The 17,862-nt window shown below is 72.5% G+C and carries 15 protein-coding genes; 8 read left to right on the forward strand and 7 right to left on the reverse strand.

The window, feature by feature from the left end; genetic code table 11:
- The first annotated feature begins 28 nt into the window (after positions 1–28).
- Positions 29–1,516, forward strand: coding sequence for a ribonuclease Y (gene rny, locus AC1VWI_RS31610; protein ID WP_499514390.1), 1,488 nt, complete (start codon positions 29–31; stop codon positions 1,514–1,516).
- Positions 1,517–1,589: 73 nt separating this feature from the next.
- Here the strand turns inward: rny and AC1VWI_RS31615 are convergent, their stop codons facing one another.
- From AC1VWI_RS31615 to AC1VWI_RS31635, 5 genes are all read right to left on the reverse strand, one after another.
- Complete coding sequence (locus tag AC1VWI_RS31615; protein WP_499514391.1) at positions 1,590–3,245, reverse strand: FAD-dependent monooxygenase; 1,656 nt, start codon at positions 3,243–3,245, stop codon at positions 1,590–1,592.
- Positions 3,246–3,350: 105 nt separating this feature from the next.
- Positions 3,351–4,199, reverse strand: coding sequence for an amino acid ABC transporter permease (locus AC1VWI_RS31620; protein WP_499514392.1), 849 nt, complete (start codon positions 4,197–4,199; stop codon positions 3,351–3,353).
- Positions 4,196–4,843, reverse strand: a complete 648-nt coding sequence (locus AC1VWI_RS31625; RefSeq protein WP_499514393.1) for an amino acid ABC transporter permease — start codon at positions 4,841–4,843, stop codon at positions 4,196–4,198. Before AC1VWI_RS31625 ends, AC1VWI_RS31620 begins: the two co-directional genes overlap by 4 nt.
- 111 nt (positions 4,844–4,954) lie before the next feature.
- Positions 4,955–5,875 carry a glutamate ABC transporter substrate-binding protein gene (locus AC1VWI_RS31630; protein ID WP_499514394.1) on the reverse strand — a complete coding sequence of 307 codons (921 nt, stop codon included), beginning with the start codon at positions 5,873–5,875 and terminating at the stop codon, positions 4,955–4,957.
- A gap of 39 nt (positions 5,876–5,914) precedes the next feature.
- On the reverse strand, positions 5,915–6,691 hold the full coding sequence (locus tag AC1VWI_RS31635) for an amino acid ABC transporter ATP-binding protein (RefSeq protein ID WP_499514395.1): 777 nt from the start codon (positions 6,689–6,691) through the stop codon (positions 5,915–5,917).
- A 291-nt stretch (positions 6,692–6,982) separates the two neighbouring features.
- On the opposite strand from AC1VWI_RS31635, the gene AC1VWI_RS31640 reads away from it, so the two are divergent.
- Together AC1VWI_RS31640 and AC1VWI_RS31645 are read left to right on the forward strand one after the other, a co-directional pair.
- A complete protein-coding gene (locus tag AC1VWI_RS31640; RefSeq protein WP_499514396.1) occupies positions 6,983–7,693 on the forward strand; it encodes a response regulator transcription factor in 711 nt (236 codons plus the stop codon).
- A gap of 14 nt (positions 7,694–7,707) precedes the next feature.
- Complete coding sequence (locus AC1VWI_RS31645) at positions 7,708–9,096, forward strand: sensor histidine kinase (RefSeq protein WP_499514397.1); 1,389 nt, start codon at positions 7,708–7,710, stop codon at positions 9,094–9,096.
- On the opposite strand, the gene AC1VWI_RS31650 is transcribed toward AC1VWI_RS31645, so the two are convergent.
- Positions 9,071–9,838, reverse strand: a complete 768-nt coding sequence (locus tag AC1VWI_RS31650) for a GntR family transcriptional regulator (RefSeq protein ID WP_499514398.1) — start codon at positions 9,836–9,838, stop codon at positions 9,071–9,073. The genes AC1VWI_RS31645 and AC1VWI_RS31650 overlap by 26 nt on opposite strands.
- Positions 9,839–10,114: 276 nt before the next feature.
- Here AC1VWI_RS31650 and AC1VWI_RS31655 point away from each other — a divergent pair, with 276 nt between their 5' ends.
- The 5 genes from AC1VWI_RS31655 to AC1VWI_RS31675 are packed head-to-tail and all read left to right on the forward strand — an operon-like array spanning position 10,115 to position 15,934.
- On the forward strand, positions 10,115–11,275 hold the full coding sequence (locus AC1VWI_RS31655; RefSeq protein WP_499514399.1) for an ABC transporter substrate-binding protein: 1,161 nt from the start codon (positions 10,115–10,117) through the stop codon (positions 11,273–11,275).
- Positions 11,272–12,180 carry an ABC transporter permease gene (locus AC1VWI_RS31660; RefSeq protein WP_499514400.1) on the forward strand — a complete coding sequence of 303 codons (909 nt, stop codon included), beginning with the start codon at positions 11,272–11,274 and terminating at the stop codon, positions 12,178–12,180. Before AC1VWI_RS31655 ends, AC1VWI_RS31660 begins: the two co-directional genes overlap by 4 nt.
- Complete coding sequence (locus AC1VWI_RS31665) at positions 12,168–13,004, forward strand: ABC transporter permease (protein ID WP_499514401.1); 837 nt, start codon at positions 12,168–12,170, stop codon at positions 13,002–13,004. The genes AC1VWI_RS31660 and AC1VWI_RS31665 overlap by 13 nt, the downstream gene beginning before the upstream one ends.
- Before the next feature lie 7 nt (positions 13,005–13,011).
- Positions 13,012–14,103: an ABC transporter ATP-binding protein gene (locus tag AC1VWI_RS31670; protein WP_499514402.1), complete on the forward strand. Its 1,092-nt coding sequence runs from the start codon at positions 13,012–13,014 to the stop codon at positions 14,101–14,103.
- Positions 14,104–14,152: 49 nt separating this feature from the next.
- Complete coding sequence (locus tag AC1VWI_RS31675; RefSeq protein ID WP_499514403.1) at positions 14,153–15,934, forward strand: HAD-IA family hydrolase; 1,782 nt, start codon at positions 14,153–14,155, stop codon at positions 15,932–15,934.
- Positions 15,935–15,970: 36 nt separating this feature from the next.
- Here the strand turns inward: AC1VWI_RS31675 and AC1VWI_RS31680 are convergent, their stop codons facing one another.
- A complete protein-coding gene (locus AC1VWI_RS31680) occupies positions 15,971–17,812 on the reverse strand; it encodes a bifunctional serine/threonine-protein kinase/glutamate ABC transporter substrate-binding protein (RefSeq protein ID WP_499514404.1) in 1,842 nt (613 codons plus the stop codon).
- Positions 17,813–17,862 lie beyond the last annotated feature (50 nt).

The raw sequence follows: 17,862 nt of genomic DNA on the forward strand, positions 1-17,862 counted from the left end.
CGTCCTCAGAGATACGGGAGTTGGTGCCATGGGCATCGCGCTGGGGACCGAATCCGTGTTCACGGCCGTGGCCGTGGCCGTCACCGTGGTCGTCGCGGTCACCGCGGGGGTGCTGCTCCGACGGCTCCGCGCGGAACGCGAACAGCTCAGGGCGGCGGCCGAGCGTGAGGCCCGGGAGATCCGGGCCACCGCCAAGGAGGAAGTCCGCGAGATCCGGGCCGACTTGGAGCGGCGTGAGCAGCGGCTCGCCGACCGGGAGGCCCGCATCGACGCCGAGTCGGAGCAACTGCACCGGCGTCGCCGTGAACTGGCCGAGGAACGCGAGGAACTGGAGCGCCGCCGCGCCGAGCTCAACCGGCTGGAGGAGGAGCGGCGCGACGTCCTGGAGCGCGTCGCCGCCTACACCGCGGCCGAGGCCCGCGCCGACCTCGTGCGCTCCGCCGAGCAACAGGCCAAGCGTGAGGCGGCGGTGATCGCCCGCGACATCGAGCGTGCGGCCCGCGACCGCGGCGAGGAACGCGCCCGGCGGATCGTGGCCGGGGCCATCCAGCGCGTGGCCACCGAACAGACCACCGAGTCCGTGGTCTCGGTGCTCCAACTGCCGGGGGACGAGATGAAGGGCCGGATCATCGGCCGCGAGGGCCGCAACATCCGTGCCTTCGAGGCCGTCACCGGGGTCAACCTCATCATCGACGACACCCCCGAGGCGGTGCTGCTGTCCTGCTTCGACCCGGTGCGCCGCGAGGTCGCCCGGCTCACCCTCGACGCGCTCGTCACCGACGGCCGCATCCACCCGCACCGCATCGAGGAGGTCTACGAGCGCAAGCAGGCCGAGGTCGAGCAGCTCTGCGTGCGCCACGGCGAGGACGCGCTCACCGAGATCGGCATCACCGACATGCACCCCGAACTGGTCACGCTGCTCGGGCGGCTGCGCTACCGCACCTCCTACGGCCAGAACGTGCTCGGCCACCTCCTGGAGTCCGCGCACATCGCGGGCATGATGGCCGCGGAACTCGGCATCGACCCGGCCGTGACGAAGCGCGGCACGCTGCTGCACGACATCGGCAAGGCGCTCACCCACGAGGTCGAGGGCAGCCACGCCCTCATCGGCGCGGACCTGGCGCGGCGGCACGGCGAGTCCGAGGACGTCGTCCACTCCATCGAGGCCCACCACAACGAGGTCGACCCCCGCACCGTCGAGGCCGTCCTCACCCAGGCCGCCGACGGCATCTCCGGGGGCCGCCCCGGCGCGCGGCGCGAGTCCCTGGAGAGCTACGTCCGCCGGCTCAAGCGACTGGAGCAGATCGCCGCCGCGCACACGGGCGTCGCCAAGGTCTTCGCCATGCAGGCCGGACGCGAGGTCCGGGTCATGGTGCGCCCGGAGGACGTGGACGACATCCAGGCGCAGGTCATCGCCCGTGACGTGGCCAAGCAGATCGAGGAGGAGCTCACCTACCCCGGTCAGATTCGCATCACCGTCGTCCGTGAGTCCCGCGCCACGGAGTTCGCCCGCTGAGCGGCCCGGCCCGGCCCGGACCGGACCGGCCCGGCCCGGACGAACGGCCCGGCCCGGCCCGCGCCCCGTCCCGTCAGTGGGGGACGCGGTCCTGGACGGGGCTCGGGGGGCCGCCGCGGGCGAGGTCGGCGTAGGCGTACAGCTCGGTCGGGCGGCAGCCGGTCATCACCGTCACCAGGTGGCCGTCCGGGCGGATCAGCAGCACGCTGTGCGCCGTCGACCCCGGGTACGCCTCCGTGACGAGCAGCTCCGCCCGGGTGGGCAGGGCCGCCACCGCCTTGGCCAGCCGGGGCATCAGGCCCGCGGTGAGCCAGTGCCGGCTCTCCCACACACCGGTGCCCGGCGCGACGAGGACGACCAGCAGGTCACGCCCGAGGCGCTCGTACAGGCGCGCCCCGGAGCCGTCGAGCGCCGTGACCGGGACGTCGACGACCGCACCGCCCGGGGGAGTGGCACAGGAGCCCAGGAGCGGCGACGGCGCGGCCGCCGAGGAGGCCGAGGCTGCGGCGCCCGCCCCGCGGGGAGCGGGCAGCGCGAGCGGTGAGCGGGCGTAGACCGGCGGTGCGCCGAGCGGGCCCCGGCCGAGGTGGCCGTCGGTGAGCAGTTCGGCGTACCGCCGGGCGGAGCCGGAGAGCACGGAGCGTCGCACCGTGTGCCAGACACCGCTGGCCCGCAGCAGCGGCAGCACCTGGTCGGTGGCCCGCAGCCGGGCGCCCACCGCGTCGCGCCGTTCGGCCTGGTAGCTGTCGAGCAGGGTGTCCGAGGCGCCGTGGTGCCAGGCCAGGGCGAGCTTCCAGGCGAGGTTGTCGGCGTCGCGCAGGCCCTCCTCCAGGCCCTGCGCGCCCAGGGCGCCCATGAGGTGCGCCGCGTCCCCGGCCAGGAAGACGCGTCCGGCGCGCCAGCGCCGGGCCAGCCGCTGGTGCACCGGGTACTCGGCGGAGCCCAGCAGCTCGTACGACGGAACGCTTCCGCACCAGGCCGAGAGGGTGCCGCGGATCCGCGAGACGAGCTCGTCGGAGGTGAGCGGCTCACCGCGCGCGGGCAGCAGCCAGTCCAGCCGCCACACCCCGTCCGGCAGCGGACGGGCCGTCACCTCCGGTCCCGCGCCGGGCCCCGGCGGCTCGCGGTGCAGCAGCGCCACGCCCTCGTCGGGCAGCGCGACCCGCAGTGCGGCGACGGCGTGCCGGTCGACGGCCGTGCGGCCGGGGAAGCGCACGCCCAGGAGCTTGCGCACGGTGGACCGCGGACCGTCGGAGCCGATCAGGTAACTCCCTCGCCACCAGGTGGCGTTGGCACCCTTGGTGCGGACGCTGACACCGCGGTCGTCCTGCTCGACGGAGTCGACGCGCGCCCCCGGGACGATCCGCACCAGCGCCTGCTCGGCGAGGGCCCCGCGCAACCCGTGCTCCAGGCGCTCCTGCCCGATGTGCAGCGGGGAGGGCCCCTGCCCGCCGGACGCGCGGTCGCCGAACTCCACCCGGACGGTCTCCTGCCGTCGGCGCAGCGTCCGCCACGCCTCCCAGGTGGCGCCGGACTCGTAGAGCCGGCGGTGGCCGAGCCGCACCAGCAGCCCGGCGGTCTCGGGACTGAGGACGGCCGTGCGTTCCGCGGGGAGCGAGGGCGCGTGGTCGTGCTCGTCCAGCACGATGCTCGGCACGTCGTGCCGGGCCAGGCAGAGCGCGAGGGCGAGCCCGACCGGACCCGCCCCCGCGATGATCACCGGGTCCACTGCGTGGTCCCCGGAAGCTGTGCAGTCACATTGCGTATGCAACCTACTGCGCGTGCGTGCGTCAAGTGACCACACCTGCAGCGCGGTGGTGCGCCTGGCGCACCGTCACTCCGCGGCGGCCTCCACCGCCTTGATGTCGCCCGCCTTCGGCGGCGCGCCCTTGCGGCTGCGGCGGCCGCGACGCTCGATCCAGTTGGCCAGCGCGCTGAGCGCCAGGCACATCAGGATGTAGATCGGCGCCACGATCATGATCATCGGAATGAAGGGGAAGCCCATGCTGTTCTTCGCGATGAGGTTGCCGGTGTAGAGCAGTTCCTCGTACGTGATGATGTAGCCGAGCGAGGTGTCCTTCAAGGTGACCACCAGCTGGCTGATGATCGAGGGCAGCATCGCCCGGACCGCCTGCGGGATCAGCACGAAGACCATGACCTGCGTCTTGCGCAGGCCGATCGCGTACGCGGCCTCGCGCTGGCCCTTCGGTACGGCGTTGATGCCGGCCCGGAAGATCTCGGCCTGCACCGAGCCGTTGTAGAGGGTCAGGCCGATCACCAGCGCCCACAGCGGGGCCGAGGTGAAGACGCCCACGTACAGCGCGAAGATCATGATCAGCAGCGGCATCGCGCGGAAGAACTCCACGACGACCGTCGCCACCCACCGCACCGGGGCGTGGTCCGACAGCCGGCCCGCCGCCAGCGCCGCGCCCAGCACCAGCGAGAAGACCGCGGCCAGGGCGAAGGCCTTCAGCGTGGCGAGCAGACCGTCGACGATGCGCTGCTGGATGTCGGTGTACTGGAAGGGCTCCCAGAGGTACGAGGCGAACTGCCCCGACTCGTCGAGCCGCCGGTAGACGAACCACAGCAGTGCGAGGATCACCAGGGCGGCGGCCGCGCCGACGACCCGGTTGCGGATCCTGGCCCGGGGGCCGGGCGCGTCGAAGAGGACGTTCGCGCTCATCGGGCCACCGCCAGCCGGTTCTCGAGCAGTCGGAAGACCGCGCTGATGAAGAGGGTGAGGACCAGGTAGGCGAGTGCCACCCAGACGAAGGTCGCGAAGATGCTGTAGCCCTTCTCACCGAGCGCCTTCTGCACGCTGAACAGCTCGGTGACGCTGAACCCACCGGCGATCGCGGAGTTCTTGGTGAGCGCGATCAGCAGGCTGCCGATGGGCGGCAGCACGGTCCGGGTGGCCTGCGGCAGGATGATCAGCCGCAGGGTCTGGGTGAAGGTCATCCCCAGGCTCCGGGCGGCCTCGGCCTGCCCGAGCGGGACGGTGTTGATGCCCGAGCGCACGGCCTCGCAGATGAACGCCGAGGTGTAGCAGCTCAGGGCGAGCACGGCGAGACGGAAGAAGCTCCAGGTGTTCAGCCCCAGCCGGGGCAGCACCAGCACCGCGATGAAGAAGAGCAGGGTCAGCGGGGTGTTGCGCAGCAGCGTCACCCAGACCGTGCCGAAGGCGCGCAGCGGCGGCACCGGGGACACCCGGAAGGCGGCCATGATCACCCCGAGCACCAGGGCGATCGCCCCGCTCAGCGCGGTCAGCTCGACCGTGCCGAGGAACCCCTCGCGGAAGAGCGCGAAGTTGTCCAGCAGTACGTTCATCGATTCTCCGAAAGGGGTGCGCCGACGGCCGCTCCTGGCCGCCGGCGCATCAGGCTCGGGCTGTGCCGGGGAGGGGGGACGGGACCCGGGTCAGGCCGGGTCCCGCCCGCTTCAGGACTGGAGCTGCGGGATCTCGGCGCTCACGCCGGACTTGCCGAGCGTGGCGTCGTAGGCCTTCTTCCAGTCGCCGTTGTCCTCGTGGTTCTTCAGCGCGTTGGTGATCGCCTCCTGCAGGACGGTGTCGTCCTTGAGCAGGCCCACGCCGTAGGGCTCCTCGGAGAACGGCTTGCCGACGACCTCGAGGTTGGCCGGGTCCTGGGCCGCGTAGCCCTTGAGGATGGCGTCGTCGGTGGTCACCGCGTCGACCTGGCCGGAGGCGAGGTTCTGCACGCACAGCGAGTAGGAGTCGTACTCGACGGGCTCGGCGCCGTAGTTGCCCTCCTTGATGCGCTGGATGGAGGTCGAACCGGTCGCGGAGCAGACCTTCTTGCCCTTGAGGTCGCCCGTGCTCTTGATGCCGCTGCCCTTCTTGACCAGGAGGTCCTGGCCCGCGACGAAGTACGGGCCGGCGAAGGAGACGGACTTCTTGCGCTCGTCGTTGATGGTGTACGTGCCGACGTAGTAGTCCACCTGGCCGCCGGAGAGGGCGGTCTCGCGGTTGGCCGACTGGATCGTCTTGTACTCGATCTTGCTCTCGTCGAAGCCGAGGTCGGCGGCGATCATCTTGGCGATCTCGATGTCGAAGCCCGAGTACTTCTTGCTGCCGGGGTCCTGGTAGCCCAGGTTCGGCTGGTCGGCCTTGACGCCGATGACGAGCTTGCCGTTCTTCTTGATCCGGTCCCAGGTCTTGGAGCCGGCCAGGTCCACACCGGTCTTGACGGTGTAGGTGGGCAGTTCGGCGGCGGGCGCGCTGCTGGAGCCCTTGTCAGGGGTGCTGGAGGAGGAGGGCGAGCCCTCCTTGCCGCACGCGGTCGCGGTGGCGGTCAGCGCCAGGACGGCCAGAGCGGCGGCGGCAGTGGTACGGAAGCTCATCGTGATCATCCTTAGGTCGGCGAACCGTCGGTGTCGCTCTCAGTGGTGAAGGATCTTCGAAAGGAAGTCCTTGGCCCGGTCGCTCCGGGGATTGCTGAAGAACTGGTCGGGCGTCGCCTGCTCGACGATCCGCCCGTCCGCCATGAAGACCACGCGGTTGGCGGCGGACCGGGCGAAGCCCATCTCATGGGTGACGACTACCATCGTCATCCCGTCGCGTGCGAGCTGCTGCATGACCTCCAGCACCTCGTTGATCATCTCCGGGTCGAGCGCCGAGGTCGGCTCGTCGAAGAGCATGACCTTCGGCTCCATCGCCAGCGCCCGGGCGATCGCCACGCGCTGCTGCTGGCCCCCGGAGAGCTGCGCCGGGTACTTGTCCGCCTGGCTGCCCACGCCGACCCGGTCCAGCAGGGCGCGGGCCCGCTCCTCGGCGGCCTTCTTGCCGGCCTTGCGCACCTTGACCTGGCCGAGCGTGACGTTCTCCAGGACCGTCTTGTGCGCGAAGAGGTTGAACGACTGGAAGACCATGCCGACGTCGGCGCGCAGCCGGGCCAGCTCCCTGCCCTCCTGGGGCAGCGGCTTCCCGTCGATCGTGATCGCGCCCGAATCGATCGTCTCCAGGCGGTTGACGGCCCGGCACAGCGTCGACTTGCCCGACCCCGAGGGGCCGATGACGACCACGACCTCGCCGCGGCCGATGCTGAGGTTGATGTCCTGGAGCACGTGCAGCGCGCCGAAGTGCTTGTTCACGTCCTTCAGTACGACCAGGTCGTCGGGCGCCGGAACGGCGTCCTCGGTCACCGGCACTTCGGTCATCGGCGTGTGCTCCATCCTCGTCGGTTGACCAGACCTTGGCGATCACCCTATTGACGCTTGGCAAACCGAGTCAGCACATCTGAGGGGAACTTGAGCATCACGATCCGGTCACTGGCTGGCACAAATCCGGCACTGTGGGTGAGCTCGGCCGGTTGTGCAGCGTACCGGCTCCGTAACAGTCGCCCCGCAGGAGCGGGCTGCGCTTGACGCGCACGTGGCACATCGGCGTGTATTCGGTGGTGGAGCATGATTGCGGGGGGCGTGAAGGGCCGGACCGCGGGAGGTGAACGGATGAGACTGCTGCTCGTGGAGGACGACCACCGGGTCGCCGCCGCGCTGTCGGCCGTGCTGGCCAAGCACGGGCTGCAGGTCACCCACGCCCGCAGCGGCGAGGAGGCGCTGCACGCGCTGCTGCCGGACCACGGGCCCGGCTTCGACGTGGTCCTGCTCGACCTCGGCCTGCCCGACCAGGACGGCTTCGAGGTGTGCAGCCGCATCCGGCTGCGCACCGCCATCCCCGTGATCATGGTGACCGCGCGCGCCGACGTGCGGTCCCGCATCCACGGCCTCAACCTCGGCGCCGACGACTACGTGGTGAAGCCGTACGACACCGGTGAGCTGCTCGCCCGCATCCACGCCGTCTGCCGCCGCAAGGCGCAGGAGGCGTCCGCCGGGCCCGAGGCGGAGGGCGCGGAGGCCGCGGGCGGTGTCATCGGGCTCGGCCCGGTCCGTGTGGAGCTGGAGACCCGCAAGGTCACCGTCGGCGACGAGCCGGTCGCGCTCACCCGCAAGGAGTTCGACCTGCTCGCGATGCTCGCGCAGCGGCCCGGTGTGGTCTTCCGCCGGGAACAGATCATCAGCGAGGTGTGGCGCACGAGTTGGGAGGGGACCGGGCGCACCCTTGAGGTGCATGTGGCGTCCCTGCGGTCCAAGCTGCGCCTGCCCTCCCTGATCGAGACCGTGCGCGGGGTGGGCTACCGCCTCGTCGTGCCCTCCGGCTAGGAGGCCGTTCCTCCGTGCGCACCCGGCTGCTGCCGCTGCTCATCGTGCTGATGGCCGGTGTGCTGCTGGCCCTCGGCTTCCCGCTGGCGGCCAGCCTGGCCGCCGCCCAGCAGCAGCGCGTCGTCGTCGACCGCATCGACGACACCGCGCGCTTCGCCGCGCTCGCCCAGTACGTCAGCACCGACGGCAGCGGCGAACGGGTGGAGACGTTGCGGGCGGAGCTGCTGCAGTACCACTACGTGTACGGGATCCGGGCCGGCGTCTTCGACCGCGACGGCGAGCCGATCGCCTCGGCCCCGAAGGGCTGGACGCTGCCCACCGGCGGTGAGGCCTTCACCGCGTACAGCGAGGCCCTGGCCGGGCGGCGCAGCCACGACCCCAAGCAGATCTGGCCCTGGCAGCACCGCTCCCTGTCGGTCGCCTCCCCGGTCGTCCGGGACGGCGACGTCGTCGCGGTCGTGCTCACCGACTCGCCGACCGGCGCGATGCGCTCGCGCATCCTGCGCGGCTGGCTGCTGCTCGCGGCCGGTGAGCTGGCCGCCATGATCGTGGCCGTCATGGCCGCCTTCCGGCTCACCGGCTGGGTGCTGCGCCCGGTCCGGGTGCTGGACCGGGTCACCCACGACATCGCCACCGGCCGGATGAAGTCCCGCGTGGCGGTGTCCGGTGGACCGCCGGAACTGCGGCGCCTGGCACGCTCGTTCAACGAGATGGCCGACAACGTCGAGGAGGTCCTCGACCAGCAGCGGGCCTTCGTCGCCGACGCCTCCCACCAGTTGCGCAACCCGCTGTCCGCGCTGCTGCTGCGGATCGAGCTGCTGGGCCTGGAACTGCCCGACGGGCACGAGGAGATCGCCTCGGTCCGGGAGGAGGGCAAGCGCCTCGCCTCGGTCCTGGACGACCTGCTGGGCCTGGCCACCGCCGAGCACGCGGAGGCCAACCTCGCCCTCACCGACATCGCCGCCCTCGCGGCCGAACGCGTGGAGGCGTGGCGGCCGGTCGCCGAGCGCGACGGCGTGGAGCTCTCCTACGGGGGCGCCGCCGCCGTGACCGGCTGGGCCGACCCGGTGGCGCTGTCCAGCGCCCTCGACGCCGTGATCGACAACGCCGTGAAGTTCACCCCGGACGGTGAACGCGTGCGGGTCACCACCGAACTGCGCGGCCGCCCCGGCGCCATCGACGTGACTGTCGCCGACGGCGGCCCGGGTCTCACCGAGGACGAACTCGCCCGCATCGGCGACCGTTTCTGGCGCAGCCCGCGTCACCAGAACGTCGACGGCTCGGGCCTCGGCCTCTCCATCGCGCGGGTGCTGCTGGCGCAGGGCGGCGGCAGCATCGCGTACGCGCCGAACGAGCCGCACGGACTGGTGGTGACCCTCACGGTGCCGCGTACGGCTCCCTGAGCCCGGGGCCGGCCTGGCGGGCCAGCGGGTTGGAGCCGATCGAGTTGTGGATGCTGAAGTTGACGGCGTCCGAGCGGTAGCGGTCGTCCGACCACTCCACCGGGCGGCCCTTCTGCGTGGTGGTGACCCGGCGCACCCGCAGCAGCGGGCTGCCGCGCCGCACGCCCAGCAGTTCGCTGTCCCGGGTGCCGGCCGCGACCGCGTCGATCAGGTGCTCCCCGTAGGCGAAGACCAGGCCCGTGTCGTCGTACAGCCGCTGGGTGACCGACTCGCAGTCAGGCTCTATGCGCAGCACCGCGGGGGCGATCCAGTCGGCGTAGACCGTGCGCTCCACCAGGACGTGCTCACCGTCCAGTCCGCGCACCCGCAGCACGTACAGCACGTCCGCGCCCGTGCGCAGGTGCAGGCGCGTGGCGTCCTCCGCGGTGGCCGGCCGGGTCTCGGTGCGGACCACGGTGCCCGAGGCGGCGCGGCCCATGGCCCGCGCCCACTGGGCGAAGCTGCGCAGCTCCGCGAAGCTCTGGCTGCGCCGGCTGGCCAGCACGACGCGGCGGGCGCCCTGACGGGAGCCGATCAGCCCCTCCGCGGTCAGCGCGGCCACGGCCTGGCGCACCGTGCCGCGGGAGACGCCGTACCGGGCGGCCAGTTCGGTCTCCGGGGGGAGCAGGGCACCGACCGTGTACTCCTCGTCGTCGATGGCCCGCCGGAGCTCCTCGGCGATCTCCTCGTGCCGCGCCGCCACCGCGCCCCCTTCCGTTCATTCACCGTCTGCGCACAACATCGCTCAGCGTAGACGAGCCGGGCGCCGATCGCGCGCAGGGGTTCCCGGCTTCCGGGGCCGCTCCCGGGGTCCTTGGCTGAAAAGGGACGACTGCCCTCTGCAGGCTTGCCGAGGTTTTCCCGCCGTTTACGGAAAGGCCATTGACGCACGGCCTACTGAGGGCCAACTTGTTCGGACAAGTTGAACCGCCCGACCTCCCTGGCCCTCAGGACCCGACTTCCCCTCCAGGAGACTTCCGTGCCCGCGTCCCTCCCGAAGGCGGCCGTACTCGCCGCCGGCCTCGCCGTGACCGCGCTGGCGCTCAGCGCCTGCGGCTCGGCCCCCACCACCCAGACCGCCGCCGACGGCAAGAACGGCAAGAGCGCGGCCACCGCGACCTCCGCCGAGGAGTTCGGCGGCATGGACGCCCTGGTCGCCGCCGCCAAGAAGGAGGGCACGCTCAACGCGATCGCCCTGCCCCGCGACTGGGCGAACTACGGCGCGCTGATCGACGGCTTCACCAAGAAGTACGGCATCAAGATCCAGAACGAGACCCCGGACGCCGCCAGCCAGGACGAGATCAACGCCGTCACCTCCCGCAAGGGCCAGGACCGCGCCCCCGACGTCCTCGACCTCGGCGCGTCCTTCGCGATCAGCGGCGCCCAGCAGGGCCTGTTCGCCCCCTACAAGGTCGCCTCCTACGACGACATCCCGGCCGCCCAGAGGGACGCCCAGGCCCGCTGGTACAACGACTACGGCGGCTACGTCTCCATCGGCTGCGACGCCAAGCGCGTCAAGAACTGCCCGACCACCTTCGCCGACCTGCTCAAGCCCGAGTACAAGGGCCAGGTCGCGATGAACGGCAACCCGACCAAGTCGGGCTCGGCCTTCGGCGGCGTCTACGCGGCGGCGCTGGCCAACGGCGGCTCCTTCGACGACATCCAGCCCGGCATCGACTTCTTCGGCAAGCTGAAGAAGAACGGCAACTACAACCCCGTCGAGTCCACCCCGGCCACCGTCGAGAAGGGTGAGACCCCGATCAGCATCGACTGGGACTACCTCAACGCCGGCTACGCCGAGGAGTTCGCCAGCAAGGGCGTGGACTGGAAGGTCTCCGTCCCGAGCGACGGCGAGTACGCCCAGTACTACGCGCAGGCGATCAACAAGGACGCCCCGCACCCGGCGGCCGCCCGCCTGTGGCAGGAGTACCTGTACAGCGCCGAGGGCCAGAACCTGTGGCTCGCCGGCTTCGCCCGCCCCGTCCTGATGCCCGCCATGGACACGGCCGGCACCCTCGACAAGACCGCCGCCGGCAAGCTCCCCGCGGTCAGCGGCACCCCGTCCTTCCCGACCGACGCCCAGCAGAACAAGGCCAAGGAAGTGCTGGCCCAGGGCTGGGGCAAGGCCGTCTCCGGATGACCGACCCGATGACCGCCACCGCGGCGCCCGTCGCCGCCGCTGCCGGGGCCACCGCCCCGGCGCGGCGGCGCTCGGCCGGCTGGCTCGCGGTGGTCCCGCTGCTCGTCTTCGTCGCGATCAGTTTCGGGGCCCCCGCGGTCGCCATGCTCAACGGCGCCTTCACCGTCAAGGACCCCGCGACCGGGGCCACCTCGTACACCACGGCCAACCTGACCGCCTCCCTGCAGGGCGCCTACCTGACCGCCCTGTGGGGCAGCGTGAAGCTGTGCGGGCTCTCCGCCGCCATCGGCGCGGTGTTCGGGCTGCTGCTCGCCCAGGCCGTGGTGACCTCGCGCTTCCGCGCGCTGCGTGAGGCCGTGCTGACCGCCTCCGGCGTGCTCGCCAACTTCGGCGGGGTGCCGCTGGCCTTCGCCTTCGTGGCGACCCTGGGCAACGCCGGCGTCCTCACCCGCCACCTGGGTCTCGCCGACCACGGCTGGAGCCTCTACAGCTTCTGGGGCCTGGTCATCGTCTACCTCTACTTCCTCATCCCGCTCATGGTGCTCACCGTGACCCCGGCGCTGGAGGGGCTGCGCGTCCAGTGGCGCGAGGCGGCCCAGAACAACGGCGCCACCAACGGGCAGTACTGGCGGCACGTCGCCCTGCCCGTGCTGGCGCCCTCGCTCCTCGGCGGCCTGGTCCTGCTCTTCGGAAGCGCCTTCGCCGCCTACGCCACCGCCGCGGCGATGGTCGGCAGCTCCGTGCCGCTGATCACCCTGCAGATCGCCGACGCCATCTCCGGCAACGTCCTGGTCGGGCAGGAGAACGTCGCCCTCGCCCTCAGCCTGGACATGGTCGTCGTCGCCGGCCTGGTCATGGCGGTCTACCTGCCCCTGCAACGACGGAGCGCGCGATGGCTGGTCTGACGAGCACCCGGATCCGGCCCTGGCGCGGCATCGTCCTCGCCGGTGCCGGCCTCTACTTCCTGGTGCCGCTGGCCGCCTCGGTGATCTTCACCGTGGACGTCCCCGGCCAGGGCATCACCTTCGACGCGTACGGGCAGATCCTGGGCGCCGAGGGCTTCACCTCGAGCCTGCTGCTCTCCCTGGAGCTCGCGGCCGCCACCATCGCCGTCGTCCTGCTGCTGATGGTGCCGGCCATGGTCGCGCTGCGGCTGTCCGCGCCCCGGCTGCGCCCGGTGGTCGAGGTCATCTGCTCGCTGCCGCTGGTCGTGCCGCCGATCGCGCTGGTCGCCGGGGTGAGCAACGTGCTGCGCTGGGGCCCCGAGCACCTGGCCAGCACGCCGCTGTTCCAGACCTTCGTGGCCATCCAGAACCCGTCCTTCCCGGTCGTCCTGGTGCTCACGTACGTCGTGATGGCGCTGCCCTTCGTGTACCGGGCCCTGGACGCCGGACTGCGGGCGGTGGACGTCCGCACCCTGGTCGAGGCCGCCCGCTCCTGCGGCGCCGACTGGCCGCGCGCGCTGGTCCGGGTCGTGCTGCCCAACCTGCGCGGGGCGCTGCTCAACGCCTCCTTCCTCACCCTCGCCCTGGTGCTCGGCGAGTTCACCGTCGCCCAGCTGCTGGGCTTCCAGCCCTTCGCGGTGTGGATCGTCACGGTCAGCGGCTCGCAGGCACAGCTGTCCGTGGCCGTCTCGGTGCTCAGCCTGCTGGTCACCTGGGTGCTGCTGCTCGTCCTGGCCGCCGTCGGCGGACGCCGCCCGACCTCACGTACCGCCTCCCGGAAGTGACCGAGACATGACCGACACCGTCCCCGCCCCGGCCGACGCCGCGCCGACCGTGCCCGGCGGCGCCACCGTCGAGTTCCGGGCGCTGCGCCGCGCCTTCGGGCCCACCGTCGCCCTCGACGGACTGGACCTGACCGTCCGGCCCGGAGAACTCCTCGCCCTGCTCGGCCCGTCCGGCTGCGGGAAGACCACCGCGCTGCGGATGCTCGCCGGCTTCGAGCACCCCGACTCCGGTCAGGTGCTGGTCGACGGCAAGGACATCACCAAGATCCCCGCGCACCGCCGCGACGCGGGCATGGTCTTCCAGTCCTACAGCCTCTTCCCGCACCTGAGCGCCGCCGACAACGTCGCCTTCGGGCTGCGCATGCGCAAGGTCGGCGCCGCCGAACGGCGCGCCCGCGCCGCGGAACTGCTGGAACTCGTCGGCCTGCCGGACCACGGGGACCGTTACCCCCACCAGCTCTCCGGCGGCCAGCAGCAGCGCGTGGCCCTCGCCCGCGCCCTGGCGCTGCGGCCGCGCGTCCTGCTCCTGGACGAGCCGCTGAGCGCGCTGGACGCCAAGGTGCGCACCAACCTGCGCGAGGAGATCCGCCGCCTCCAGCTCGAACTCGGCATCACGACGCTGTTCGTGACGCACGACCAGGAGGAGGCGCTGTCCATGGCGGACCGCGTCGCCGTCATGAACGCCGGGCGGATGGAGCAGTGCGCCGCCCCCGCCGAGCTGTACGACCGCCCCGCCACCGCCTTCGTCGCCGAGTTCGTGGGCACCAACAGCCGCCTGCCGGGCCGGCTGACCGACGGCGGCACCGTCGAGGTCCTCGGCCGGCGGCTCCCCGCCCAGGGCGAGGTGCCCGCGGGCACCGAAGTGGACGTCCTCGTCCGTCCCGAGGCGGTGCACCTGACCGCCGACCCCACCGGCGATGCGCGCGTCATGGCGACCGCCTTCCTCGGCGCCGTCACCCGGGTGACCGTGCAACTGGCCGACGGCGCCTTCGTCAAGGCCGACGTGGCCGGCTCCGACGCCGCCGCCCTCCCGCCGGGGGCGACCGTCACCGTCTCCCTGCCCGACCGGCCCGTCCTGGTCACCGCGCGCACCGCCTGACCCCGATCGCACCTCCCATCCCCCCACACCCCCGAGGAAAGAGAGCACCGTGACCCACCCACCGCACCACCCGCTCCAGGCCGTCCTGTTCGACATGGACGGCACGCTCGTCGACACCGAGGAGCTGTGGTGGGAGGCGGTCGCCGAGGTGGCCGCCGGGCTGGGACACGTGCTCGGCGACGCGGACGTGGCCGAGGTCCTCGGCCGCGCCGTCGAGCACACCGCCGCCCACCTGGCGACCACGAGCGGGACGGCGGCCGGCGCCGACGAACTGGCCGCCCTCCTGCACCGGGAGTTCGCCGAGCGGGTCCGCGCCCGCACGGTGCCCCGCCCCGGAGCGCTGGAGCTGCTGGACGAACTCGCCCGGCACGAGATCCCCATCGCCCTGGTCTCGGCGTCCCCGCGCGAGGTCGTGGACATCGTGCTGGCGGTGCTGGGCCGCGAGCGCTTCGCGGTCTCCCTGACCGCCGACGACACCCCCCGCACCAAGCCCGCCCCCGACCCCTACCTCGCCGCCGCCCACGCCCTCGGCGTGGACCCCGGCGCGTGCGTGGCCGTCGAGGACACCCCGACCGGTGTCGCCTCCGCCGAGGCCGCCGGCTGCCGCGTGCTGGCCGTGCCCTCCCTGGCGCCCATCGCCCCCGCCGCCGGACGCGCGGTGCTCGGCAGCCTGGAACGGGCCGACGTCTCCGTGCTGCGGGCCCTGGTCGCGCGGCCCCCGTCCTTCCTCGTACCCGCCTTCACCAGCCGCCGCGCCCGCGTCGGCGAGCCGTTCCGCGCCACCGTCGCCGGGCTCCTGCGCGGCGCCCCCGTCACGTACGCCGGGACCGCGGGCCCCGACTGGGCGCGGGTCTCCGCCGACGGCACCGTCACCGGCACCCCCGACGCACCCGGCGACGCGGAGGTCGCCGTCACCGCCACGGACGCCGACGGCCGCTCCGCCACCGTCACCGTGCGTGTGCCGGTCGTCGCGGCGGGCGAACCCGTCCTGCGCGAGCTGCGCGTCATGAGCTGGAACCTGTGGCTCGGCGGCACCCGCGTCGACGACCACCGGGACAAGCAGCTGCGCGTGCTGCTGGAAGCCGACGTGGACGTCGTCGGCCTGCAGGAGACACGGGCGCACTCCGCCAAGGAACTGGCCGAGGCACTGGGCTGGGACCACCACCAGGCGGGCGACAACCTCGGCGTCATCAGCCGCTACCCGATCGTCTCCCGCCACGGCCTGCCCGCGAGCCCGTTCTACGGCGGCCTCGGCGCCACCGTGCGGCTCGACGAGGGCCACGACGTCACGTTGTGGAGCGCGCACCTGAACTACACCCCGTACGGCCCCTACGACGCCCTCCACGACCGGCAGCCGGTCGAGGTGCTCGTCGAGCACGAGGCGGCCTCGGGACGCGTGGACCAGATCCGGGACATCCTGCACGACATGGCAGGCGACCTCGCCGCCCGCGACACCACCCCGGTCGTCCTCGTCGGCGACTTCAACGTCCCCTCCCACCTGGACTGGACCGCCGAGGCGGCGCCCCTGCACGGCGGGTACGGACCCGTGCCCTGGCCGGTCACCCTCGCCGCCGAGGCCGCCGGACTGCGCGACTCCTACCGCGAGGCCCACCCGGACCCCGTGCGCGAGCCCGGCACCACCTGGTCGCCCGTCACCCCCGAGCCCGAGCCGCAGGACCGGATCGACTACGTCCTGTACGCCGGGCGGGGTCTGCGGGTGCTGGACTCCATCACCCTGGTCACCGGGGAGCCCCGTCCCGAACCGGACGTGGCGGGCAACGCCTGGCCCTCCGACCACGCCGCCGTCGTCACCACCTTCGCCCTGTCCTGAAGGCGCGGGCCCGCGCGACCGGCCGGTCGCGCGGGCTCAGCGGCACTCCTCCATGCTCTCGAACTCCGGCGGCCGCTGATCCGCCAGCTCCTGCGGGGTCAGCGGCTTGAGGTGCCTCTTGTACGACTCCCGCCAGGCACCGGAGGAGATCTGCTCCCTGATGGCGCTGCATATGGCGTGCTTCAGCGCGGGCTCGTCCTTGTGCAGCCCCACGCCGTACTCCTCGCTGCCGAACGGCGCTCCGAGCAGGCGGAGTTGCTTGCTGTGCTGCGCGCGGTAGCCGGCCAGGATGATGTCGTCCGTCGACACGGCGTCGACCCGGCCGGAGAGCAGTTCGTCGACGCACAGGCCGTACGAGGCGAGCTGCTCGGTCTTTATCAACGGGTACTGCGTGCGCAGCCGTTCGGCGGGCGTCGAGTCGGTGACCGTGCAGACCTTGTGGCCGAACAGGTCCTGCGTGCCGTGGACGGGAGATTCGTTGCGCACGAGGAAGTCCTGCGCGGCCTGGTAGTAGGGGCCTGCGAAGTCGACCTGCTTCTTGCGCTCCTCCGTGATCGAGTAGCTGGCCACTATCAGGTCGACCTGCCCGGTGCCCAGCCGGTACTCGCGGGACTGGGTGTTGACCACCGCGAACCGGACCTCCTTGAAGCCCAGTTCGCGGGCGATGGCCCAGGCCAGGTCGATGTCGAAGCCCTCGTAGCCGCCCTTGGCCGTGGCAGAAGCCTCGCTCAGGCCGGGCTGGTCCTCCTTGACGCCCACGAGCAGGTAGCCGCGTGCCCGGGCCGCCTGGACGGTCGGCGAATCGGAGAGGTCCGGCCCGGCGTCGCGCGACCGGTCGAAGACGAACCAGCCGGCCGCGGCCAGGACCGCGAGCGCGACCCCGCCCGCCGCCAGCGTGTACCAGCGTCGCCGGGAGGGGCGCGGTCGCGGGGGCTGCGGATCCTGTGGCGGGGTCACGGAGTCGGGAACCTGCTGTGCGGTGCCGCCGGACCCGTCCGTCCGCGTGGCGTCCGGGTCGTAGTCCGGGTAGACGCCGACCGGGAACTGCGGGGTCTCCTGCGCCACGTGCTGCAGCAACTGCTCGGTGCGCTCCGCCGACAGGCGCGCCCCCGGCTCCTTGACCAGCAGTCCGTCGATCAGCGGCCGCAGCGGCCCCGCGTGCGCCGTCGGCGGCACCTCGGCCGTACGGACGGCCTCCAGTACCTCGTACGGCGTCGGTCCGCGGAAGGGGGCCCGGCCCTCGACCATCTCGTAGAGCGTGACGCCCAGCGACCACAGGTCGGCGGCGGGCGTGGGCGGCAGCCGGTTGGCCAGCTCCGGTGCCAGGTACTGCGGGGTGCCGACGGTCTCGTGCACCCGCGTCACCTGGGCCGCGCCCTCGAAGGTCGCGATCCCGAAGTCCATGAGCACCGCCCGCCCGTCCCGGCGGAACAGGATGTTGTGCGGCTTCACGTCGCGGTGCAGCACCCCGGCCGCGTGCACCGCGCGCAGCCCGCGCAGCACCTCCAGGCCGATCCGTGCCGCCTGCAGCGCCGGGATCCGGCCCTGCTCGCGCAACTGGTCCGCCAGGGAGTGCGGGTTGACCTGCTCCATGACGATCCAGACCTGGCCGTCGGCCTCGATCACGTCGTGCACGGCGACCACGTGCTCGTGCCCGATCCGGGCGATGGCCTGCGCCTCCCGGCGCGCCCGCTCCACCCACTGGGCCTGCGTCTCCGGGTCCAGCGCGCCCCGGAACAGCAGCTCCTTGACGGCGACCTGACGGCCGAGCCGGTTGTCGTAGGCCTCCCACACCACGCCCATGCCACCGCGCCCCAACTGCCGGCGCAGCTCGTAGCGGCCGTCGACGAGGGTGTGCGGCATCCCCCCAGAACTCATGCGTGTGCCCCCATCGGTACGTGGTCCGCTACAGGTTAGGGGGCTCTGAC

Source organism: Streptomyces sp. TOM-9 (genome assembly GCF_056858595.1).